The sequence below is a fragment of the Streptomyces xylophagus genome, from assembly GCF_000716435.1.
GTDB lineage: Bacteria > Actinomycetota > Actinomycetes > Streptomycetales > Streptomycetaceae > Streptomyces > Streptomyces xylophagus.
This window is the reverse complement of the sequence record NZ_JNWO01000007.1, coordinates 430,885-453,792: the sequence shown is the minus strand read 5'-3', so window position 1 is coordinate 453,792 and position 22,908 is coordinate 430,885. Positions and strand designations below refer to the sequence as shown.

Annotated in this window: 16 protein-coding genes; 10 read left to right on the top strand and 6 right to left on the bottom strand. The window is 69.2% G+C overall.

Features of this window, described 5'->3' with window-relative positions; all coding sequences use genetic code 11:
* Positions 1 to 3 precede the first annotated feature (3 nt).
* The 3 genes from OO70_RS17025 to OO70_RS17015 form a co-directional block, all read right to left on the bottom strand.
* A complete protein-coding gene (locus tag OO70_RS17025; RefSeq protein WP_043671078.1) occupies positions 4 to 1,977 on the bottom strand; it encodes a HEAT repeat domain-containing protein in 1,974 nt (657 codons plus the stop codon).
* 158 nt (positions 1,978 to 2,135) lie between these two features.
* A complete protein-coding gene (locus OO70_RS17020; RefSeq protein ID WP_043671075.1) occupies positions 2,136 to 3,137 on the bottom strand; it encodes a LacI family DNA-binding transcriptional regulator in 1,002 nt (333 codons plus the stop codon).
* A 63-nt stretch (positions 3,138 to 3,200) separates the two neighbouring features.
* Positions 3,201 to 4,544 carry a GH1 family beta-glucosidase gene (locus tag OO70_RS17015; protein ID WP_043671072.1) on the bottom strand — a complete coding sequence of 448 codons (1,344 nt, stop codon included), beginning with the start codon at positions 4,542 to 4,544 and terminating at the stop codon, positions 3,201 to 3,203.
* Positions 4,545 to 4,871: 327 nt separating this feature from the next.
* On the opposite strand from OO70_RS17015, the gene OO70_RS17010 reads away from it, so the two are divergent.
* Both OO70_RS17010 and OO70_RS17005 read left to right on the top strand, forming a co-directional pair.
* Positions 4,872 to 7,124: a glycoside hydrolase family 9 protein gene (locus OO70_RS17010; RefSeq protein ID WP_043671070.1), complete on the top strand. Its 2,253-nt coding sequence runs from the start codon at positions 4,872 to 4,874 to the stop codon at positions 7,122 to 7,124.
* A 114-nt stretch (positions 7,125 to 7,238) separates the two neighbouring features.
* The gene (locus OO70_RS17005; protein WP_043671067.1) at positions 7,239 to 8,213 is read left to right on the top strand and encodes a glycoside hydrolase family 6 protein; all 975 of its coding nucleotides are present in this window, start codon (positions 7,239 to 7,241) and stop codon (positions 8,211 to 8,213) included.
* Here the strand turns inward: OO70_RS17005 and OO70_RS17000 are convergent, their stop codons facing one another.
* Positions 8,214 to 10,175: a DUF2264 domain-containing protein gene (locus tag OO70_RS17000; protein ID WP_043671064.1), complete on the bottom strand. Its 1,962-nt coding sequence runs from the start codon at positions 10,173 to 10,175 to the stop codon at positions 8,214 to 8,216.
* Positions 10,172 to 11,209 carry a LacI family DNA-binding transcriptional regulator gene (locus tag OO70_RS16995; RefSeq protein ID WP_078651460.1) on the bottom strand — a complete coding sequence of 346 codons (1,038 nt, stop codon included), beginning with the start codon at positions 11,207 to 11,209 and terminating at the stop codon, positions 10,172 to 10,174. The genes OO70_RS17000 and OO70_RS16995 overlap by 4 nt, the downstream gene beginning before the upstream one ends.
* A gap of 259 nt (positions 11,210 to 11,468) precedes the next feature.
* On the opposite strand from OO70_RS16995, the gene OO70_RS16990 reads away from it, so the two are divergent.
* Genes OO70_RS16990 through OO70_RS16980 form a run of 3 tightly spaced genes read left to right on the top strand, consistent with a single transcriptional unit; the run spans position 11,469 to position 14,864 of the window.
* The gene (locus tag OO70_RS16990) at positions 11,469 to 12,959 is read left to right on the top strand and encodes an ABC transporter substrate-binding protein (RefSeq protein ID WP_043671058.1); all 1,491 of its coding nucleotides are present in this window, start codon (positions 11,469 to 11,471) and stop codon (positions 12,957 to 12,959) included.
* A gap of 9 nt (positions 12,960 to 12,968) precedes the next feature.
* The gene (locus OO70_RS16985; protein WP_043671055.1) at positions 12,969 to 13,964 is read left to right on the top strand and encodes a carbohydrate ABC transporter permease; all 996 of its coding nucleotides are present in this window, start codon (positions 12,969 to 12,971) and stop codon (positions 13,962 to 13,964) included.
* A 39-nt stretch (positions 13,965 to 14,003) separates the two neighbouring features.
* Positions 14,004 to 14,864, top strand: a complete 861-nt coding sequence (locus tag OO70_RS16980) for a carbohydrate ABC transporter permease (RefSeq protein ID WP_063749727.1) — start codon at positions 14,004 to 14,006, stop codon at positions 14,862 to 14,864.
* Positions 14,865 to 14,882: 18 nt separating this feature from the next.
* Here OO70_RS16980 and OO70_RS16975 read toward each other — a convergent pair whose 3' ends face one another.
* Entirely contained in the window at positions 14,883 to 15,911 is a 1,029-nt protein-coding gene (locus tag OO70_RS16975; RefSeq protein ID WP_043671052.1) for a glycoside hydrolase family 43 protein, read from the bottom strand.
* 144 nt (positions 15,912 to 16,055) lie between these two features.
* Here OO70_RS16975 and OO70_RS16970 point away from each other — a divergent pair, with 144 nt between their 5' ends.
* The 5 genes from OO70_RS16970 to OO70_RS16950 all read left to right on the top strand — a co-directional run bounded on the left by OO70_RS16970 (position 16,056) and on the right by OO70_RS16950 (position 22,902).
* Complete coding sequence (locus OO70_RS16970; protein WP_234336853.1) at positions 16,056 to 17,873, top strand: ABC transporter ATP-binding protein; 1,818 nt, start codon at positions 16,056 to 16,058, stop codon at positions 17,871 to 17,873.
* Between the two features lie 257 nt (positions 17,874 to 18,130).
* Positions 18,131 to 19,480, top strand: a complete 1,350-nt coding sequence (locus OO70_RS16965) for an ABC transporter substrate-binding protein (RefSeq protein WP_043671046.1) — start codon at positions 18,131 to 18,133, stop codon at positions 19,478 to 19,480.
* The gene (locus tag OO70_RS16960) at positions 19,477 to 20,478 is read left to right on the top strand and encodes a carbohydrate ABC transporter permease (protein ID WP_043671043.1); all 1,002 of its coding nucleotides are present in this window, start codon (positions 19,477 to 19,479) and stop codon (positions 20,476 to 20,478) included. The genes OO70_RS16965 and OO70_RS16960 overlap by 4 nt, the downstream gene beginning before the upstream one ends.
* Positions 20,475 to 21,338 (top strand): carbohydrate ABC transporter permease, encoded by an 864-nt coding sequence (locus OO70_RS16955; RefSeq protein ID WP_043671040.1) that lies wholly within the window; start codon positions 20,475 to 20,477, stop codon positions 21,336 to 21,338. Before OO70_RS16960 ends, OO70_RS16955 begins: the two co-directional genes overlap by 4 nt.
* Before the next feature lie 34 nt (positions 21,339 to 21,372).
* Positions 21,373 to 22,902, top strand: a complete 1,530-nt coding sequence (locus OO70_RS16950; protein ID WP_043671037.1) for a glycosyl hydrolase family 28 protein — start codon at positions 21,373 to 21,375, stop codon at positions 22,900 to 22,902.
* The last annotated feature ends 6 nt before the right edge of the window (positions 22,903 to 22,908 follow it).

Below are 22,908 nucleotides of genomic sequence, written 5' to 3'. Positions count from 1 at the left end.
TCGTCACGACAGAGCGAGGACGTTGTCGATCATGGACCGGATCTCCTCGTCCTGGAGGAAGGCCCGGTAGTCCCAGTAGTTCGACAGTCTCCGGTCGGATGCCCGCACCGTACGCAGGGTCTCCCGCGCCGCCGGGGAGACCGTGCCGATCCTGGCGAGGGTGCGCAGCGCGTCGCGGAAGGAGCCGTAGGTGTCGCCGTCTTCGGCGATGGGACGGAGGTACTCCTCCAGGACGGATCCACTCGGTTCCGGCTCGCCGGTGATCGAGTGCAGCGTGACCGCCGCCCGCAGCCGCAGCCAGTCGTCACCGTGCTCCATGATGTGCCGCACCCGGTCGGCGTGGCGCGCGGCCGCCGGTCCGAAGTCTCCGAGCAGGCCGACGGAACCGTGGGCGGGCCCATCCGCACGCTCCAGCGCCGCGCCGATGAGCCGCAGCGCCGTGTCGTGGTCGCCGCCCAGCAGGCCGGCCGCCCACGCCACCTTGAGATGGTTGGCGGGGACGTCGAGAACCGTGCACCGGCGTACGGCGGGCTCGGCGGACGCCGCGGCCGGTCCCATCGCGACCAGCACACCGACCGCGGTCAGTGAGTACTGGGTGTCGTCCAGCAGGGCCACCACCTCCGGCAGCGCGGGCGCCGCGGCCGGCCCCCACGCTTCGAGGACTTCCAGGAAGTGCCGGGTCAGCGAGCGGTCCCGGAGAAGCCGCCGCACCGCGGGCAGCAGGACCTCCGCATGCGCCACCAGCGGCGTCAGGACGTCCGCGACCTCCGGCAGGCGCGGGTCGCCCGAACTGTGCGCGCGGGAGTACTGATCCTGGTACCGCGCGTACGACCGCTCGACCAGCCCCGGCAGGGCACGCTCGTCGCCGACGCGGGTCAGCGCCCAGCGGGCGTGGTCGCCGACGGTGCCGTCGAGGAACTCGACCTCGCCCGGGTCGTCGAGGAGCGCGGCCAGCTCGTCGGCGTACGGAGCCGCCCGCGAACCCAGTACGGCCAGCAGGTGAGCGGCCCGGTACCGGACGCCGTCGTCCGGGTCGGCGAGCAGCGCACCCGCGAGCGGCACCAGCGCGGATGCCGCGGACGGCCGTACCAGCAGCAGTCGCCACGCTTCGTCCAGCGAGGCCCGGCACAGAAGGGTGTCCCCGTTTCGGCGCGCCGCGTCGATGAGCCGGACGACGAAGGCGAGAGCCGTACTCGGTGCGTCCTCGAACAGGCCGGCCGTCCAGGCGATGACGTCCTCACGGGTGAACGCACCGTCGACGTCCGGCACGTACCAGGTCTCCGCGAACCGCGGACGCGTACCCGGATCGGACAGGACCTCCACCAGCAGGTCCAACTCACGTACCGGCGCCCGGGGATCGAACGCGGCCCAGGCGTGCACGGCCGCGACCCGCATGGCGGGACCGGCCGTCCGCAGCACCCCGGTCACCACCGTCCGCACCCGGTCCACCGACCCGGCTTCGGTGGAGGCTGCCGCGGCGGTTCCCAGAGCGAGCAGCAGGGGCAGCCGTACCGTCGGGTTCGTCTCGGCGTGCCATCGCTCCAGCAGTACGCCCACGTCCGCTCCGAGGGGCAGGGCTTCCCTCCGTATCTCGGGCAGGGGGTCCGCGAGCAGTGCCTGGATCCGGGGGCGCTGGAGCCGCCATGCTGCGTGCCACCCCGCGTCCACCAGGCCGGGATCGACTTCGGCCGCCTTCTTGGACAGGCTCGTCAGCAGCTGGACGAGCGTGGCCCGGGCGCCCATGTCCGGATCGCCCGCGAGAGCAACTACGAACGGCAGCGCTGCGGTTGAGACGGAGGCCACGCGTCCGATGCCCAGCGCGAAGCAGTCGTACAGGAGATAGCAGTCCTCCTCGGTCGCCGACCCGCCTTTGAGCGCCAGGTGCCGCAGGGCGCGCCGCATCTCCTTGGGCGGATGGTGTTCGAGTGCCGACTCCAGCCGCTCCCACGGAACATCGTCCAGCGCATCGAGCGCCATGTCTGCCACTCATACCCCCGTGACCTCGTGAAGTGGATGCCGGACGGACATCCTGCCATCGAAGGACGGCCGTGCCGTTCGACGAACCGGGGGAGTGCGAAGGGGGCCTCGTTGTTCGGGTCGAGGCCGGCAGCCACGACGAGGTCGTGACCGCCGCGCTACGCCGATTCCCTGATCACCAGTTCCGTCGGCAGGATGAGGGGCGTCGGGTCCTCGCCGGCCAGTACGCGCACCAGCATGCGGGTCATCTCGCTGCCGAGCGCGACGATGGGCTGGCGGATCGTCGTCAGGGTGGGCTGGGTGTGCCGGGCGGTGAGGACGTCGTTGAAGCCGACGACCGCGACGTCCCCGGGGACGGACCGGCCGCGCTCGCGCAGGACGTGCAGGGCGCCCGCCGCCATCGCGTCCGAGGCGACGAACACCGCGTCCAGGTCCGGGTGTTCGTCGAGGAGGTGGGCGGTCGCCGTGGCGCCGCCCAGCTCGGTGAAGTCGGCGTGCGCCACGCGGTGGTCATCGAGGCCGGCCAGGGCGACCGCCTCGCGGAAGCCCAGGTAGCGCGAGACGCCCGCGTGGATGTCGAGCGGGCCGGTGACGGTGCCGATGGCGCGGCGGCCCGTCGAGATCAGGTACTCCACGGCTTCGCGGGCCCCACCGCGGTTGTCGGCGTCCACGTACCAGCGCGGGGCCCGATCGAGGGGGCGGCCTCCGTGGACGACGGGGACGTTGCCCGCCTCGGCGACCTTCGCCAGCGGATCGTTCTCGCGCAGGGCCAGCAGCATGACGCCGTCGGCGCCCCGGGACTGAAGGATGCGCGTGAGCCGGGCCCGGCCCCGTTCGTTGGCGGCCAGGATCAGCAGGAGTTCGAGATCGGTCTCCTCCATGACCGCGTTCACACCGGTGATCACCTCCGCGAAGAAGAGGTTGGCGAACAGCGCCGGATCGTCGCTGGAGATCGCCAGCACCACCGCGCCGCGCCGCTGCGAGGCGAGCGAACGGGCCGCGACGTTGGGCACATAGCCCAGCTCAGCCACGGCACTCTCCACCGCCTGCCGCGCCTTCTGGCTCACGTGCCGGCGGTTGTTGATCACACGCGAGACCGTCCCGACCGACACCCCGGCGCGCAGCGCCACCTCGTCGAGCGTCGGCGGCCGTGTGGTCATGTGGGGCGACTCCAGTTCGTACGGACGGGGTGGGCGGTAGCAGCACTGTAAGCGCTGACGGCGTCACAGGCCGCCGCGCCGGATGACCTCCGCGTACCAGCGGGCACTGTCCTTCGGCGTACGGCGCTGGGTCGCGTAGTCGACGTGCACGATGCCGAAGCGGGGCCCGTAGCCGAAGGACCACTCGAAGTTGTCGAGGAGCGACCAGACGAAGTAGCCCTTGAGCGGCACACCCCGGTCGATCGCCCGTGCGCAGGAACGGAGATGGCCGTCCAGGTAGGCGATCCGGTACGCGTCGTGCACCCCGTCGTCCTCCACCACGTCGTCGAAGGCGGCGCCGTTCTCCGTGATGTACAGGGGTACGGCCGGGTAGTCGGCCTTGAGCCGCAGCAGCAGCTCCAGGAGTCCGCTCTCGTCGATCTCCCAGCCCATCGCCGTCCTAGGCCGGCCTCCGTCGGCGACACGGACCAACGGCGAGCCCACGTAGGCGGATTGGACCGGTGTCGTGCTGCCCGCGACCAGCATCGGCGCGTAGTAGTTGATGCCGAGGTGGTCCAGGGGCGCCCCGATCCGCTTCAGGTCGTTGTCGTGGACGTGACCGAAGCCGGTGACCTCGTGGAGGTCGGCGAGTACGTCGTCGGGGTAGGCGCCGCGCAGCAGCGGATCGAGGAAGAGGCGGTTCTGCATGCCGTCGATACGACGGGCCGCGTCCAGGTCGGCGGGCGCGGTGCTGAGCGGATCGACGTGGGTGAGGTTGAGGGTGATGCCGACGTGCGAGTCGGCGTCCCGTATCGCCTCCGTGGCCAGGCTGTGGGCGAGCAGCAGGTGGTGGGCGGCGCGTACGGCGGCGGCGGGTTCGCGGCGGCCGGGGGCGTGGCGGCCCGTGGCGTAGCCGAGGAAGGCCGAGCACCAGGGCTCGTTGAGGGTGGTCCAGTGGGTGACGCGGTCGCCCAGCGCCTCGTGGGCGAGGGCGGCGTACTCGGCGAACCGCTCGGCGGTGTCCCGGACCGCCCAGCCGCCGGCGTCCTCCAGCGGCTGGGGGAGATCCCAGTGGTAGAGGGTGGGCCGGGGCTGGATGCCGTGGTCGAGGAGGGTGTCGGTGAGTCGGCGGTAGAAGTCGAGGCCGCGCCGGTTGGCCGGGCCGGAGCCGGTGGGCTGGATGCGGGGCCAGGCGAGGGAGAACCGATAGGCGCGCAGGCCCAGTTGGGCCATCAGCGCGATGTCCCCGGGGAAGCGGTGGTAGTGGTCGGCCGCGACGGCTCCGGTGTCACCGCCCCGGACGGCTCCCGGGGTGGCCGCGAAGGTGTCCCAGATGGAGGGGCCCCGGCCGTCTTCCGTGACCGCGCCCTCGATCTGATAGCTCGATGTGGCGGCGCCCCACAGGAAGCCGGGATCGAACGTACTCACTGAGTTGAACCTCCGTCTGCGGGAAATCCGGGAGCGATAACAATCGGAGTGCCCTCGTCCTCGACATACGTATCGCTTCTGACCTGGTACGAAGCTGGGTTGACGCCACAGCTCGGCGGGTTCCTGTGCGGTGCTTCCAGTCAGAACTGGAAGCGCTTACAGTCGCAGACTAGGAGCAGCGCGTTCAGTCTGTGAAGGGTCCGGACGCAGAAAAGACTCCCGAAGGACTGCTGTGCGTGAAGTCTTGACAGCCTCGCCGCCCCCCACCCACCATCTGGCACTGACGCCGCACCGAGCCGGGAACCCTGTCACCGAGAAGGGCCCGGAATGTTCCGCAGGACCAGATCTCGCAGGACCGGATGGGGCGCGGTCCTCCTCGCGCCCGCCCTGGTTGTCGCCACCCTGGCCACGACCCCCGTGGCGTCCGCGCGAGCCGCGGAAGCACCCTACGAACGCGTGCTCAACGGCACGTTCGACAGCGTGAAGACCCCTTGGTGGAGCAGCGCCAGCACGCCGTCCACCGTAAGCCTGGGCCGCCTGTGCGCCGACGTCCCCGCCGGGACCGTCAACGTGTGGGACTCGATGATCGGCCAGAACGACATCCCTGTGGAGGCCGGCCAGCCGTACACGCTGCGCTTCACCGCCTCCGCCACCCGCGACGTGTCGATCCACGCCGTGGTGCAGCTGCCCGCCGCCCCGTTCACGACCACCCTGAACAAGACCGCCGCCGTCACCACCACGCCCAAGACCTTCCAGTTCACCGGCACTTCGGCGACGGCCGACCTGCACGCCCAGCTCACCTTCCAACAGGGCGGCGCCGCCCAGCCGTTCACCCTGTGCCTCGACGACGTCTCCCTCACCGGTGGTGCGATACCGCCGGGCGGCGGACGCGACTTCGGCTCTCCGGTGCGGACGAACCAGTACGGCTACGCGGTCCACGGCCCCAAGAGGGCGTCGATCGTCAACTCCTCCACAGAGCCCGTGAGTTGGCGCCTGCTGGACGCCTCCGGCGCCGTCGTCAGGACCGGACGCACCCACGTCCAGGGCACGGACGCCGCCTCCGGCGACCATGTGCACATCGCCGACTTCAGCTCGGTGCACAAGGTAGGTATGGGCTACACGCTCATGGTCGGCGACGCGACCAGCTACCCGTTCGCCATCGCGGACGATCCCTACACCGCCCTGCGCAAGGACGCGTTGGGCTACTTCTACGACGTCCGCAGCGGCACCCCCATCGAGGCCCAGTACGCCGGGGACGCCTACGCTCGGCCCGCAGGGCATGTCGGCGTCGCGCCCAACAAGGGCGACAGCAACGTGCCCTGCCTGCCCGGCACTTGTGACTACTCGCTGGACGTCCAAGGTGGTTGGTACGACGCGGGCGACCAGGGCAAGTACGTCGTCAACGGGGCCCTTGCGGCCTGGCAGTTGATGGACTCCTACGAACGTTCCCGCGCCGAGGGCGACACCGCCGGGCTGCGCGACGGACTGCTGAGCATCCCCGAGAACCACAACGGCGTCCCGGACGTCCTCGACGAGTCCCGCTGGGAGACCGAGTTCCTGCTGAGCATGCAGGTGCCCGCGGGTCAGCCGCTGGCCGGCATGGTCCACCACAAGGTCCACGACCTGGCCTGGACCGCCCTGCCCACCCAGCCCGACAAGGACTCCCAACTCCGTTACCTGCACGCGCCGTCCACGGCCGCCACCCTCAACCTGGCCGCCGCGGGCGCCCAGTGCGCCCGGGTGTGGGCCCGCTACGACGCGGCCTTCGCCCACACCTGCCTGACCGCCGCCGAGACCGCCTGGAAGGCCGCGCTCGCCCACCCCGACGTGTACGCCCCGAGCAGCGACAGCGTCGGCGGCGGAGCGTACGCCGACACGAACGTCTCCGACGAATTCTCCTGGGCCGCAACCGAGTTGTACGCCACCACGCACGACCGCGCCTACCTGTCCCGCATCGACATGGAGATCACGTCGGCCGGGTTCTCCTGGCGGGACACCGGCGCGCTGGCCGACCTCACCGTCGTCCGGCTGCCGAGCCGCTTCCCCGCCCGCATGGTCGCCGCCGCACGCGAGCGGGTCCTCGCCGTTGCCGACGGGTTCGTACGGGACGAGCGGTCGCAGGGCTACCCGAACCCCAGCCTGCCCACCGACGGCGCCTACGCCTGGGGCTCCAACAGCGTCACCGCGAACAACGCCATGGTCATCGCGACGGCCTACGACCTCACCCACCGCGGCGTCTACCGCACCGCCGTGCTGGAGTCGCTGGACTACCTCCTCGGCCGCAACGCCCTGAACCAGTCCTTCGTCACCGGCTACGGCACGCAGTTCAGCCACAACCAGCACAACCGCATCTGGGCCCACCAGATCGACCCCAAGTTGCCCAGCCCGCCGCCCGGTTCACTGGCCGGCGGCCCCGACTCGGCCCTCCAGGACCCGGTCGCGCAACAGAACCTGGTCGGCTGCGCCCCCGCCACCTGCTACATCGACGACATCTACTCGTACTCGACCAACGAGATCGCCATCAACTGGAACTCCGCGCTCGCCTGGGTGGCATCCTTCGCCGCCGACTCCGCGCGCTGAGCACCGCCGCCTGAACGCACGAACCGCCGTGGCTCCGCCCGCGCTTGGACGAGCGCGGACGGAGCCGAGCCGAGGGGCCCACGGCAGCCCCGCCCCGAGAGAGAGGGACTCACCATGCGCTGGAAAGCCCTGCTCAAAATCGCCGTGCTCCGAACTGCCCTGGTCTGTCTGCTCGTTGCGCCGCTGCCGCTCCTGGCAGCCGGTTCGGCGTCCGCAGCCAGCCCCGTCTCCCTGACGAGCGGCTTCTACTCCAACCCCGACTCCGGCCCGGCCGTCTGGGTCCGCAACAACCCCGCCGACTCCCGCGCCGCGCGCATCCAGTCGGCCATCGCCTCCCAGTCGATCGCCCGCTGGTTCGCCAACGAGAGCGCGGGCATCGGCCCGGCCGTGTCCGGCTACGTCGGCGCCGCCGACAGCCACGACAAACTGCCCGTGCTCGTCGCCTACAACATCCCGGGCCGGGACGCGTGCGGCGGCGAGTCGTCCGGCGGTGCGGGCAGCGTGGCCGCCTACCGCACCTGGATCTCCACCTTCGCGGCGGCGGTCGGCACCCACCCCGCCGTCGTCGTCATCGAGCCGGACGCCCTGTCGGACTTCAGCTGCCTGACCGGCGCACAGATCAGCGACCGCCTCGCGATGCTCGCCTACGCCACCCAGATGTTCCAGCAGAAGGCCCCCAACACCTGGGCCTACCTCGACGCCGGACACACCAACTGGGTCGACCCGGCGACCATGGCGAGCCGACTGAGGTCGGCGGGCGTGGCCGACGTCCGTGGCTTCTCCCTGAACGTCTCGAACTTCTACACCACCCCGTCCTCGGAGACCTACGGCAACGCGATCAACTCGGCGCTCGGCGGCACCTCCCACTTCGTCGTCGACACCAGCCGCAACGGCAACGGCTCCAACGGCGAATGGTGCAACCCCGCCGGCCGCAAACTCGGCGTCACCCCGCGCGTCGGCGGCGCCGAGGACCTGCTGCTGTGGGTCAAGACACCGGGTAACTCCGACGGCCAGTGCGGGATCGCGCCGACGGTCCCCGCCGGCCAGTTCAGCCCCGATCTCGCCGTCCGGCTCATCGACGGCACCTGATCAACTAGACGGCTCCAGGCGGACGTTGTCCTTGGTGCCGTCGGCCCAGCCGACGGAGGCGAGGGCGGTGCCGTCACCGTCGTAGTGGACCTCCAGCCGTACGGCTTCGGCGGCACCCGGCCCCTCCACCACCCCGGAGAGACAGACCAACGCGGCGTACACCGCGCCCGGTTGGATCTCCGCCGTGGTGGCGAGCCAGGGTGTCGCCGAGTGCGGGCCGAAGGCGTTGGCGTCGCGCGCGGTGGTGATGCCCGTCTCATCGAAACCGCGCAGTCCAACCACCGTGCTGGACAGGCCGGTTGGACGGCTCACCCATGCGGCGGGCCCGATCTCCTCGTGCACGCGCGGTGGTTCGGCGGCGGCCAGGCAGTATCCGCCGAGGCGGAGCCGCAGCGGTTCCCGCACCGGGCCGTCGACCCGAGCGAGCCGCACCTCCAGTGGCCCGTTCAGTACGGACGCCGTCGTGACCCACGGTCCCATGCGGAAGGCCGGCGCGGGGTCGTGGGCGTACGGGGCGGGCACCGGAGCGAGCGGCCAGTGCGCGCGATGGCGGGAGACGGCGGTGCGCACACCCAGGTGCAGCCGGGTCAGCGGTCGGCGGTGGGAAGGCCGCCCCTCGGCGTCGAGCAGCGCGATGTGCGAGTCGAGCGGGTCGTTCAGGCTCGCCTCCGTGCTGTCGGGGGCGGCGTGGGAGGCGTAGGCGAGACGGCTGTAGACCGGGTCGTCCGCCTCGGGGGCGGTGCCGTCACCGAAGGCGTGGTCGCTGCCGTGGTTGACGACGCGCACGACCCCGTCGGCGGCCGTGCCGGAGACGAGCCACCCCGGAGCGGTCAACGTCCGCCGCACGTCCCGGGTTTCGATCGGCGACGCCTCCTCCTTCTCCGACCAGACCGGATGCTCGGCGGGCAGCACCAGTCCGGCGAAGCCCTTGCTCGACCAGTACGGCGAGCCCGGCCCGGAATACGGCTGCCGGATCGCCGCGAACTCCCCGTGCCAGCCCAGGGGTTGGAGCCCACGCTCGTCGAAGCAGCCTGCCTCGGTGAAGTGCCGCAGGACTCCGCTGGCGAGGCGGCGGGTGCGGCCCGCCGGCAGGGGAGTGGCGTCGAAGACCGCGCCGGCCCACAGCGGGCAGAGCATCGCGTAGCGGTACGTGAGGGAGCGGCCCTGGTACAGCGGGGCGCCGTCGGCCGCCACCAGGTGCTGGGCGTCGTCCAAGTAGCGGCGCAGCCGGGCGCGGTAGCGGGGGAGCAGGGCGGGGTCGGCGTCGGCGCCGGAGATGCGGCAGTACCAGAGCGGGTAGTAGTGCATCGCCCAGCCCGAGTAGTAGTCGAAGTGCCGGAGCGGACCGCCCGTGCCACCGCCGTCGGAGTACCAGCCGTCGCCCGCGTACCAGGCCTCCGTCCGCGCGATCGCGTGGTCGATGTCGGGCGCGCTCCACGGAGCATCGACCGAGCGCAAGAAAGCCGACGTGATCGCCCTGAACCAGACCCAGTTGTTGTCGGGGACGTCGCTGCCGAGCAGGTCCGTCATCCAGGCGACGATCCGTTGCCGTACGCCGTCGTCGAGCCGGTCCCAGATCGAGCGCCGGGTCTCGTGCAGCGCGATCGCCACCGACGCGCACTCCACCTTGGCCTGCCCGCACTCGCGCATGCTCGGCCAGTGGTCGGGGGAGCGCGGGTCGGTGCCGGCGGCCAGGCCTTTGGCGTACCAACTGGCTTGGTCCCCCGGGTCGTTGTCGCCGGACTGGGCCAGCCGGAAGCCGGCGAGCAGGAAGGTGCGGGCGAAGCCTTCCAGGCCGTCGCTGTGCCGGCCGTTGCGGCTGGCGGGGCCGGGTAGATGGAGCAGGGCGTGCCGGTCGGTGGCGTACGGGCGGACGGCGGCCAACTGCGCGTCGGCCAGCGCCTCCCAGTGCGTGCGCGTCCAGCCGGTGTACGGGGAGAGGAGCCGGTCCTCTGGTATCAACTCTCCGCCTTTCCAGGGGTGTTGAGGCGAGCCGGGGGCGCCACCGACTGCCGTACGACGACGTGCGAGCCGAGCACCACACGGCGGCTCGGTGGATCCATGGGGCGGCGGTGCAGGGCGAGACGGGTCGCGGAGCGGCCGAGCTCCTGCTGGGGGACGTGCACGGTGGTCAGGCGGGGGTAGAGGTCCTCGGCGAGCGGGATGTCGTCGAAGCCGACCACCGAGAGGTCGTCGGGGACCGAGCGGCCCAGGTCGCGGGCGGCGGCGATGGCACCGGCGGCGCTCATGTCGCTGGCGCAGAAGATCGCGGTGGCGTCGGTGTCGGTCAGGAGCCGACAGGCCGCCTCGTAGCCGGACTCGCGGGTCATGTCGCTCTCGGCGACGAGCGCCGGATCGGGCTTCACGCCGTGTGCGCGCAGGGCCCGTTCGTACCCTTCGAGACGCTGGCCCGCCACGCTGAACTCGTGCGGACCCGCCAGGTGGGCCACCCGGGTGTGACCGGCGGACAGCAGATGGCTGGTGGCGGCGAAGGCGCCGCTCTCCATGTCGCACTCCACCACGTCCACCGGTGCCTTGGCGCCGCCCTTCCACGGCCGGGCGCAGAGCACCAGACGGGCACCGGCCCGGTCCAATCCCTCGGCGGCGGCGGTGAGTTGGGCGAGATGCTCCTCGGTCTCGGCCATGCCGCCGACCAGGATGACCGCCTCCGCACCCCGCTGGCGCATCAGGTCGATCACCGACAACTCGCGCTCCGGCACGCCCTGGGTGGAACAGACGAGGCAGACGCGACCGTCGGCGACGGCCTGCTCCTCCACTCCGGAGGCGACGTTCATGAAGAACGGCGAGGTGATGTCGTTGACCACCATCGCCACCATCCCCGAAGCCGTGTTGAGGGAACGGGCGTTGGCGTTGACCACGTAGTCGAGATCCTGCACGGCCTGCATGACCCGCTCGTGCGTCGCCGGGGGCGCGGTGTACGCCCCGCTGAGAATCCGCGAGACGGTGGCGACGGACACGCCCGCACGCGATGCCACGTCACGGATCGTCGCCCGGCCTGCGGAACCCCGACCTTGAGCCATGCTCTGCTTCTCCTCGCCCCGGTGAACAGCCGATGTAAGTAACACCGATGAAAAAGTTACACAACTGGCGAGGGTTTCTCTACGTCCCAGGTACAGGTACCTGTCGGAGTTTGCCAAGCGCTGCCGCACCTCTTGACGGCTATGGGTCGCCCCCATAACGTCCCCGTTACTGTAACCGGTTCAGTGAACGTTACATGTCTCGGAGGAACACCAGATGACTTCGTCGAACGTCTCCAGACGCGGCCTCCTGCGCACCGCCGCGCTCGGCGCCGGCACCCTCGCCCTGGGCGGCGGCCTGAGCGCGTGCGGCTCCGGCTCCCCCTCCTCGTCGGCGGACGCGCTCACCTACTGGGACTGGTACGTCACCCAAGCCCCGTGGGTCGACAAGGAGATCGACCTCTTCGAGAAGGGCCACAGCGGCGTCAGCGTCAAGAAGACCACCCAACAGAACGCCAAGTACGCCGACTTGGTCGCGCTCGCCAACCGCAGCGGCAACCCGCCGGACGTCTTCATGATCCCGCAGGTCCCCAGCGTCGCCGAGCAGGTCGCGAAGGGCTGGCTGCACCCGCTCGACGAGTGGGCGACCCCGGCATGGCAGTCGCGCTTCCCCGAGGGCACCTTCCTGGAGGGCGCCAACGTCTTTGACGGCAAGGTCTATTCGGCCCCGCTGAAGGGCTCGGGCCCGCTCTACCAGCTCTACATCCACCACGGCGTCTTCAAGTCCGCGGGCCTGACGAACCCCGACGGCAGTGTCAAGATCCCGAGGACCTGGGACGAAGTGACCAGCGCCGCCCAGACGATCACCAAGAAGAGCGACGGCAAGTCGTACGGCCTCGGTTTCGGCAACGCCGACGGCATCGGCGTCCTCGCCTGGTGGCTGGACCTGTTCGTGCGCGGCGCGGGTGCGCCCGGCGGTGCTCCGACCGGTGCCGGCACCGGCCTGGACTACCGCGTGGGCAAATGGACTTACGGCACCGACCGGTCGTACGCCGACTTCCTGGAGCTGTTCGTCGAATGGAAGAAGCGCGGCTTCTTCCACCCCAACTCCGTGAGCCTCTCGGACGAAGCGGCCCGCGCGTTCTTCGAGCGCGGCAAGTTCGGCATGACCGTCGGCGGAGTGTGGAACCAACCCGAGTGGACCCAGCACAAGTTCACCGACTACAGCCTGGTCACCCTGCCCTCGCCCACCGCGACCCCGAAGGGCTTCTACTACGCCGACCCGGTCGGCAACGGCTCCTTCGCCGCCGTCTCCGCCAAGAGCAAGAAGGCGCACGAGGCCTTCCAGTGGCTGGACGCGCTGACGTCCCCCGCCGCCGGCCGTCGCTGGGTCGAGGACCTCAACGGCGTCTCCGCGTACCCCGCCGGCAACGACCCGGACGGCATCGACTCCAAGCCCTTCGCCGCCTTCGTCGGCATGACCCGGCAGGTACTGCGCGGCCCGGTGCCACTCGTCCGCAACCCTGAGCTGGCCGGCGTCGCACCAGGCGCTCCCAAGCCCGACATCAGCGATGTGGTGACCGGCGTCTACACCGGGCAAATCAAGGACATTCAGCGCGCGTTGAGCAGCCTTGCCGACAAGAAGTACCAGCTCCTCTCCGACGCGGTCGCCGCCGTGGCCAAGCAGGGCAAGAAGGTCAGCATGTCCGACTACGTCTTCGCGGACTGGGACCCCACCAAGCCGTACACCACGAAGAAGAAGGCGTGAGCCGTCACCATGTCACTCCTCGACACCCGCGAACGCAGGCGCGCATCCCCGCCCCCACCACCCGTCGCCGCCCGCCCCGGCCTCGGCCGCCGCATCCGCGCCGCCAAGTGGTCGTACCTCTATCTCGCTCCCATGGCCGTGCTCCTGCTGGCCTTCGTGATCTACCCGATCTTCGCCTCCTTCGGCTACACCTTCTACCACTGGAACGGCATCGGCGAACCCGGCGACTACGTGGGCCTGGCCAACTTCCGGCAGATCCTGCACGACGGCATCTTCTGGGGTGCGGTCAGACACACCTTCGTCTACGCCTTCGTGCTCGTCCCGGTGCAGCTCCTCCTGGCGTTGGCGCTCGCGCTGGTGCTGAACAACCCCAAGCTCAAGTTCGCGCTGTTCTTCCGGACCGTCTACTTCATCCCGGTCGTCACCTCGGCCGCGGTCGTCGGCGTCGTCATCCAGCTCATGCTCGCCAACTTCGGTGACTCGGCGGGCAGTCTGCTCGCCAAGACCGGGGTCACCGACGGGCACATCGACTGGCTCGGCGACCCGCACACCGCGCTGGCCGTGATCATCGCGATCGGCATCTGGCACACCCTCGGCTACAACCTCGTCTACTTCCTCGCCGGACTGCAGACCATCCCGGCCGAGTTGTACGAGGCGGCGAAGCTCGACGGCTGCGGCCCGGTGCAGTCCTTCTTCCGCATCACCATCCCGATGCTGCGCCAAGTCGGCGTCGTCATCGTGGTGTTGGCCTTCATCGGCAGCTTCCAGGTCTTCGACCTGGTGCAGGTCCTCACCGGCGGCGGCCCGTACTTCGCCACCGAGGTCGTCAACACGTACATCTACCACCTGGCCTTCGGCGGCTCCGCCGGCGCCGCCGCCCAGCCCGACATCGGCCTGGCCTCCGCCGCCTCGTTCCTCTACGGCCTGCTGCTCATCGTCTTCTCCGCGCTGCAGGTCCTCGCCCTGCGCCAGATCAGCCGCCGGCGCACGGCCGCCCACCAGTGAACGGCCGCCAACCAGTAAAGGGTCACGTCGATGTCCACCATGTCCCAACGTCCGCGCCCGCGACCGCGGTTGAGCCTGCGCCAAGGCCGACGCGGCCTGCTTTACCTCGCGCTGCTCGGCGGCGGCCTCATCTGGCTCTACCCCTTCCTGTGGGCGCTCGGCAGTTCGCTCAAGAGCACCGACGGCTTCTTCTCCGGCGGGCTCAACCCGATCCCGTCCGAGTTCCACTGGTCCAACTACAGCGAGGCCTGGACGCAGGCGGACTTCAGCCGCTTCTTCGTCAACACGGTCCTGTTCGCGACCGGTACGGTCATCGTCACGCTGCTCGCCACCTCCATGGCGGGCTACGTCCTGGCCCGCACCGACTTCCCCGGCAAGAAACTCTGGCTCGGCCTGGTCGGCGTGACGCTCTTCCTGCCGCACGGCTACACGATCATCCCCGTCTTCGACCTGATCCAGCGCCTCCATCTCCTCAACACCCTCTGGTCGGTGGTCATCGTCCAGTCGGCGGGCGGGATGGTCTTCGGCACGTTCCTCTTCATGGGCTACTTCACGACGATCGACCGGGGACTTGAGGACGCGGCCCGCGTGGACGGCGCGAACTTCCACCAGATCTTCTGGCGGATCATGCTCCCGCTGTCCGGGCCGATGCTGGCGACCGTCGGCCTGTTCGCCTGCATCAACGCCTGGAACAGCTTCTTCATCCCGCTGGTCTTCACCCTCTCCCGCCCCGAACTGCACACCCTCTCGGTGGGCATGTTCAACTTCATCGGCCAGAACTCCACTGCCTGGACCCTGGTGTGCGCGGGGTCGGTCATCACGCTGCTGCCCATCGTCCTGATCTTCATCGTGCTGCAGCGGTTCTTCATCAACGGCCTTGCGGGCGCGGTCAAGCAGTAGCGAGGAGCGGCCGGCGGGTCAGCCGCCACCGTCCAGGTCGGTGCGCTGCCGCAGCACCCGCAGTTCGTCACCGGCGAGTTCTATGTCGTACAGCTTCCCCCGCGCGTTCTCGAACGGCCGGTGCAGGATCATCATCAACCGGCCCTCGAACGTGTGGAACAGCATCCCGTGCCCGCTGTCCTCCCGCACCAGCGGTCGCCGCTGCCGCCAAGGCCCCTCGATCCCACCGGACTTGGAGACGGCACAGGTCTGGACGTAGCCACCGGTGAGGGAGCCGTCCGCGCCGAGCACGTTCTTCTCGTACGTCGACCACAGCATGAGCAGCGACCCGTTGGGCGTGCGGTACAGCTGCGGGCCGTCCGTGACGTAGGGCGGGAGTTGGTGCGGTACACCGGCGGGGATCTCCTCGCCGATCCAGGGCGCGTCCGAGGCCTTGAAGAGGAAGACCGGGTCGCCGATCGTCCCCGTCAGGTCCGGGGCCAGCCGGATCGCCTCCATCGTGCCGTCGACGGTCTGCAGCCACTCGTGCGCGTAGACCATCCACGGCTGCCCGGACGGGTCGACGTACAACGTGCCGTCCAGAGTCATGAGTTGGCGGGGCGGGGTGGGGCGCGTGGGGTCGACGACCGTGAAGGGGCCCAGCAGGGATTCGGACACCGCCGTGATGGTGCCGCGCCGGTGGTTGGCGAGCTGGAACGGCGTTCCCCACCGGCCAGTTGGAGGGACCGGGAGCGGGCTGTTCTCGTCGTGCAGCGTGGTGAACAGGTAGTACCTGCCGTCCCAGGCGTGCACCTCCGGCGCCCAACCACCGTCGCCCGCCCAGAGGTTGTCCTGCTCGGCCGCCAGGAACACCACGACGGGACGCGTCCAGTCGCGCAGGTCATGGCTGCGGTAGACCATCGTGCCGACGCCCTCCACACCCGACACGGACGGGTCGTTGGACGTGTAGAGGTGATAGGTGCGGGTCGCGTCGTCGGCCACGACGAACGGATCGTGCAACGGCATGTCGGGGAGCCGCATCGGCTCGCTCACTTGATCAGTCGCCATGGTGTCACCGTAGGGCCCCCAAACCCCGTGCGCATCACAGCTGTTGAGGGAAAAACGCTTGGACCGCACGGGTGCCGACGCGGGACACTGCCACTTCTGGCCTGCCCTTTTACCGGGCTGCCGTACGACATCACGGGGTGGGGGATGGGATCGCCTGAAACGCGCGACACCGGGGCGCGCAAAGGCTCGGTGTTACTCGCTCTTCGTTACTACGGACGGGAGTTGGCCCGGCTCCGCCGCTGGACCGCGCCCGCCACACTGCTGCCGGCGCTGGGCAACATCGGCATCAACTACATCGCACCGCTGATCGTCGCCAAGCTCGTCGCCCGTATCGCCGGCGACACGGGCATCAGCGTCCGCACGACACTGCCGTACGTCCTCGGGTTCGCCGGAGTCCTGCTGCTGGCCGAGTTGTTGTGGCGGCTCGGACTGCACTGTCTGAACCGGCTGGACGCGCTCGGTATCGAGCACCTGTATGTGATCGGCATGGACGAACTCTTCGCCAAGGACGCCGCGTTCTTCCACGACAACTTCGCCGGGTCGCTCACCAAGCGGGTGTTGAGCTTCGCCTCCCGCTTCGAGGAGTTCGTCGACACGATGACCTTCCAGGTGGTGGGCAGCCTGGTGCCGCTGCTGTTCGGCTCGGTCGTGCTGTGGCGCTACCAACCGCTGCTCGTCGTAGGGCTGTTGGCGATGATCGCGCTCACCGCCCTGGTCGTCGCGCCCCTCATCCGGCGCCGCCAGGCACTCGTCGACGAGCGCGAGGAGGCCATCGCCCGGGTGTCCGGCCATGTCGCCGACAGCCTGATGAACATGGACACGGTCCGCGCGTTCGCCGCCGAGGAACGCGAGGCCGCCGAACACCGGTCCCGCGTCGCCAAGTCGAGGCGCCTCACCCTGCGCTCCTGGGACTACGGCAACCTGCGCATCGACACCCTGGTCGCGCCCCTGTCCGTGTTCACCAACGCGTTGGGGCTGCTGCTCGCCGTCGCGCTCGGCGGCGGAACGCACGGTGTGGAGGCGGTGGTTGTGGCCTTCACGTACTACAGCAACGCGACCCGGATCATGTTCGAGTTCAACCAGATCTACCGGCGACTGGAAAGCTCGATGACCGAGGCCGCCCAGTTCACCGAGCTGTTGATGGCTCCGCCCACCGTCGTCGACCCGGCCTCGCCCGAGCCGTTGCTGCCCCGTCCCGCGTCCGTCCGCTTCGAGAACGTGACCTTCGCCCACGCGGGCGCGGACACCCTCTTCGACGGGCTCGACCTGACCGTGCCCAGCGGCACGAAGATCGGCCTCGTCGGCCGGTCCGGCGGCGGCAAGACCACGCTCAGCCGACTGTTGCTGCGGATGACGGACATCGACGCGGGCCGCATCCTCATCGGCGGCCAGGACATCAGCAAGCTGCGCCAGGCAGACCTGCGCAGCCTGATCGCCTACGTGCCGCAGGACCCGGCGATGTTCCACCGCACCCTGCGCGAGAACCTCACCTTCGCGCGGCCCGACGCCACCGACGCCGAGGTCCGCCAAGCCGCCGAGGCCGCGCACGTCACCGAGTTCGCCGACGCCCTGCCGGACGGCTTCGAGACGATGGTGGGGGAGCGCGGGATCAAGCTCTCCGGCGGCCAGCGCCAACGCGTAGCGCTCGCGCGGGCGATCCTGCGCGACGCGCCGATCCTGCTGCTCGACGAGGCCACCAGCGCCCTCGACTCCGAGAGCGAGATCCTCGTCCAGGAGGCGCTGTGGCGGCTCATGGAGGGGCGCACGGCACTCGTCGTCGCGCACCGGCTGAGCACCGTCGCCGGCATGGACCGGCTGGTCGTCCTCGACCGCGGCCGGATAGTCGAACAGGGCACGCACCAGGAGCTGTTGGCGACCGAGGGCGCCTACGCCAAGCTGTGGCAGCATCAGTCGGGCGGCTTCCTCGACGACACCCCGGAGCAGGCCGCCGACCTGCACTGAGAACGCCCCGAGCGGCCCCCGACCTGCACTGACAGCCCGAACAGCGGCCGGATTCCCGGGACTTCAGCCGATGGATTCCCGGGGCTTCGGCCATGCCTGGTGGACAACCGGTTTCTAGCCGACCACGTTCCAGAGCCGTCTCGCCGAGGTTACCCAGTCTTTTCGAAAGTTCGCCCAAGGTCTTGACGCCGTTTCCGAGCCGGAAGAAGCTCTGCCCCAACGCGTGACAACCGGTTTCTATTGGAGGTGGTGCGGTCATGCACCCACGTGCTGGTGCGCCCCTGAGCCGCCGACGATTTCTCGCCCTCTCGGCAACCGGTGCCGCGACCGGCGCGACGGTACTCAACGGCTGCGCCCTCCAGGTGTCGACCGGGGTGAGCGGAGCGGGCGAGACCATCACGGTGATGGCCAAGGCCGACGATCTCAACCCCGACCTGGTCGAGCAGGCCAAGAAGGACACCGGTATCGCGATCAAGCGAGTGGACTACGACATCACCAAGCTGATCGCGATGCTCACCAGCGGCAACCCGCCGGACCTGGTGCGTGGGGTCGGCGCCGTGGACGCCGCGTTCTACGCCGCGCGGGACGTGATGCAGGAACTGGACCCCTATTTCGCCACCAGCAGCGTCCTGCGGCCCGAGGACCTGGACCCCGTCAACGACCTCTGGCGCTACGACGGCAAGGTCCAGGGCAAGGGCCCCCGCTACGGCATGGCCAAGGACTTCTCCCAGGACTCCATGTTCTGGTACAACACCGCGGCCTTCGACAAGAAGGGCGTCGCCTCCCCGGCGGCGACCGAACCCATCACCTTCGAGGAGTGGCTGGACCATGCCCAGCACCTCGTACAGCGTTCGAAGGGTCAGACAACCGTCTTCGGCGGCAGCTACAACGGCCTGGTCAAACTCACGCTCATGGCGACCATGACCGCCTCCGCCGGCGGCAGCCTCTTCGCCGACGACTTCTCCAAGGTCGACTTCACCACCCCCGAGGCCCGCAAGGCGCTTGCCTGGTACGTGGATTACTGCCGGCTCAAGGTCGGACCCAGCCCCGTCCTGCCCGACCCCAACGGCTGGGACGGCCCCACCTACCAGGCCGGCCGCATGGCCATGTCCAACAACGGCTACTGGATGGGCGGGATGATCGGCACCGACAAGAAGCTGGCCGAGGTCTCCCGGCTCGCCCCCGCTCCCGTCTTCGCGGGCGGCCCCCGGATCAGCGCCTGCCAGGGCGGCACCGGAATGTGGATGCCCCGCAAGTCCAGGAACAAGGACGCCGCCTGGCGGATCTTCGAGTGGTTCTTCGGCGAGGCACCGGCCAAGGCCCGCGCGTCCAGCGGCTGGGGCATCCCCAGCCTGAAGTCCCTGCGACCCCTGATGCCCCGTCAGGAGGACTACCAGAGACGGACCTTGAGCGCACAGCAGAACGAGCTCAAGCACTTCTCGGTGGTCGCCCTGTCCCCCTACATCTCGGGCGACGCCTTCGAGTCCCTCTTCAACCAGACGGCCACGCCCGCGATGAAGGGCGAGATGTCCGTCGACCGCCTCGCCGGACGCCTGAACTCGGTCGTCAACGAACAGATCAAACGCGGGAAGGAGCAGGTGGGATGACGGTCGATCAGGCATCCTCGCCGGCCGTCGGACGGCCGCGCCCGACCGCACAGGTCGGCCGCCCCCGGTCCGCCACGCGCACCGGGCCATCCATGACAACCCGCAAGCACCGCGCGTTCTACATGTTCGCCTCACCGTGGATCATCGGCTTCTCGCTGCTGACCATCGCGCCCATGGCATACGCGCTGTGGCTGAGCTTCACCACGTACGACGGCATCTCCCCGCACTGGCACTACGTCGGCCTCGGCAACTACCGCGAGCTGATGGGCGATTCGGTCACCTGGGACGCCCTGGGCCGGGCAGGCCTGTTCGCGCTGATCTCCGTACCGCTGTCGATCATCGCGGGCCTCGTACTCGCCGTCCTCGTCAACCGGCCGCTCAAGGCACGCGGACTGTTCCGCACCCTGCTCTATCTGCCCGCCGTGGTACCGCCGGTGGGCGCGGGCATCGCCTTCAAGAACCTCTTCGACCAGAACTCCGGTGCCGCCAACGGCGCGTTGACCTTCTTCGGCTTCGACGCGATCGGCTGGCTGGCCGACCCCTACGCCCGCTACGTCCTCGTCATGACGGTGCTCTGGGCCGCCGGCAACATCATGATCATCTCGCTGGCGGGGCTCCAGGACGTCCCCCGCGAACTCCACGAGGCGGCCCGCATCGACGGGGCGAGCGCCTGGCGCACCTTCCGCAGCATCACCGTGCCGCTGCTGTCGCCGGTGCTGCTCTTCCAGACCGTGACCGGGGTGATCGCCTCGGTGCAGACCATCATGCCGATGCTGCTGGCCCCCACGCCCGGCACGGGCGGTCTCACCTCGATCCCGCAGTCCAACTACACCTACATGATCCATGTGTTCGCGGAGTACTTCGCGCTCGGCCGCTACGGATACGCCTCCGCACTGCTGTGGGTGCTCTTCCTCCTGATCCTCGTCGCGACCGGACTCATCTTCAAGTTCACGTCGGGCGTGGTGTTCTACAACGTCGACCCGGAGGCGCAGAAGTGACCGCCACCAGCGTGCACCCCAAGTCCCCGGCCCGGGCGCGGATACGCGTCAACCGCCTCGTCCTCTACACGGCCCTGGTCGTCATCACGGGCCTGTTCCTCGGCCCGTTCGGCTGGCTGGTCCTCACCGGCCTCAAGGCCCCGGCCGAGCTGGCGGCGGCTCCGGTGCACTGGCTGCCGACGCACTTCGAGTGGCACAACTTCGTCGATGCCTACAGGGTCATCGACTTCCTCGGCTACGCCCGCAACTCCCTGATCATCGCCACGATTTACGCGACTCTCGTCACCCTCAGCTCGGCCTGGGTCGGCTTCGGCTTCGCCCGGCTCACCGCACCTGGCAAGAAGGTCCTGTTCGGCATCCTCATCGGCTCGATGATGCTGCCCCAGATGATCACCCTGCTGCCGACCTACCTGATCTTCGCCAGGCTCGGCATGGTCGACACCTACTGGCCCTGGGTGCTGTGGGGCCTGTCCTCCGCCCCCTACCTGGTCTTCCTCTTCCGGCAGTTCTTCGCGGGCCTGCCCCGCGAGCTGGAGGAGGCGGCCATCGTCGACGGCTGCGGATACGCCGGCATCTTCTGGCGGATCTTCCTGCCGCAGTCCTGGCCGGTGCTCTCGGCGAGCTTCGTCATCGCCTTCACCTGGACCTGGGGCGACTACATCGCGCCCCAACTCCTGCTCTCCACCGACCGATCCACCCTCGCCGTCGCGGTGATGACCACCTATGTCTCGTCGGCCGGCACTCCCAGCACCAACCTCCAGGCCGCGGCCTCCGTGATGTACGTCGTCCCCATCCTCCTGATCTTCCTCGTGGCCCAGCGCGGGTTCGTCGCCGGGATGTCGACGAGCGGTCTCAAGTAGCCCTTCTTCTCCACCTGTTGCAAGGAGTCGCACCATGAACACGCCCTTGTCCCGTCGTACGGCCCTCCAGGCGGCCGGTGCCACCGCGCTTGCCGCTGGCCTTTCCGGACTGACCGCGACGGCGGCCCACGCTTCTGGCGGCCACAACTCCCGTCCCAAGCTGGTCACTTACCCGCGCCCGACGACGATGCCGACGAACACCAGCTTCCAGGTACGGGTCCGCAACACCCCCGACGGCACCTGGCAGACCCTCGACATCTACCGGCCGCAGTTCGAGGAGATCAACGCCAACACCGGGTCGGGCAAGGTCTACAGCTCGTCGATGGTGTACTTCGACTTCAACGGCTCGGCCGAGATCGAGGTGACGTACCTCAAGGGCGGCACCACCAAGGCCCGGGTGAGACCGGACTCGTACGGCATCACGCCCGAACTCCTCGGCGACACACTGCGGTTCACCCTCGACGAGCCGAAGGACGTCGTCGTACAGATCAACGACGAGACCTTCGACGCCCTGCATCTGATCACCAACCGCGTCGAGCACCACGTTCCGTCCGCCGACGACCCGAACGTCCTCTACTTCGGCCCCGGCGTCCACACCGTCACCGGCAACGTCCTCACCGTGCCCAGCGGCAAGACCGTCTACCTCGCGGGCGGCGCCGTCCTGACCGCGCAGGTCTACTTCAAGGACGTCGAGCGGTCCCGCCTCATCGGGCGCGGGGTGCTCTACAACAACCCCGGCGGTGCGATCCTCTGCGAAGGCAGCAACAACATTCGGGTGGAGGACGTCATCATCCTCAACCCGGCCGGATACGCGGGGACGTTCGGCGAGAGCGAGAACGTCCACATCAAGAAGGCGCGCGCGTTCAGTTCGAAGGGCAACGGCGACGGCTTCGACGTCTTCTCCTCGACCGGGATCACCTTCGACGGCTGCTTCATGCGCAACTCCGATGACTGCATCGCCATTTACTGCCACCGCTGGGACTACTACGGCGACACCCGCGACATCACCGTCAAGAACTGCACCCTGTGGGCCGACGTCGCCCACCCGATCAACGTCGGCACGCACGGCAACACCGACGCGCCCGAGACGATCGAGAACCTCGTCATCAAGAACATCGACATCCTTGACCACCGCGAACCCCAGATGAACTACCAGGGCTGCATCGCCCTCAACCCCGGTGACTCCAACCTGATCAAGAACGTCCGCATCGAGGACGTACGGATCGAGGACTTCCGCTGGGGCCAGGTCATCTACATGAAGGTCATGTACAACACGAAGTACAACACCTCGGTCGGCCGCGGCATCGAGGACGTGTACGTCAAGAACCTCAGCTACACGGGCACCCGCGCCAACCCGTCGCTCTTCCTCGGTTACGACGCCGAACACGGCATCAACAACGTCACGTTCGAGAACCTGGTGATCAACGGGGTGGTCGTCGCCGACTCGATGAAGAAGCCGACCTGGTACTACACCACCGACGAGATCCAGTGGTTCTACAACGAGCACGTCACCAACCTGAAGTTCCTCACGACCGCCGAGGCCGAGGCGGCTGCGGCGTCATGACGGAGC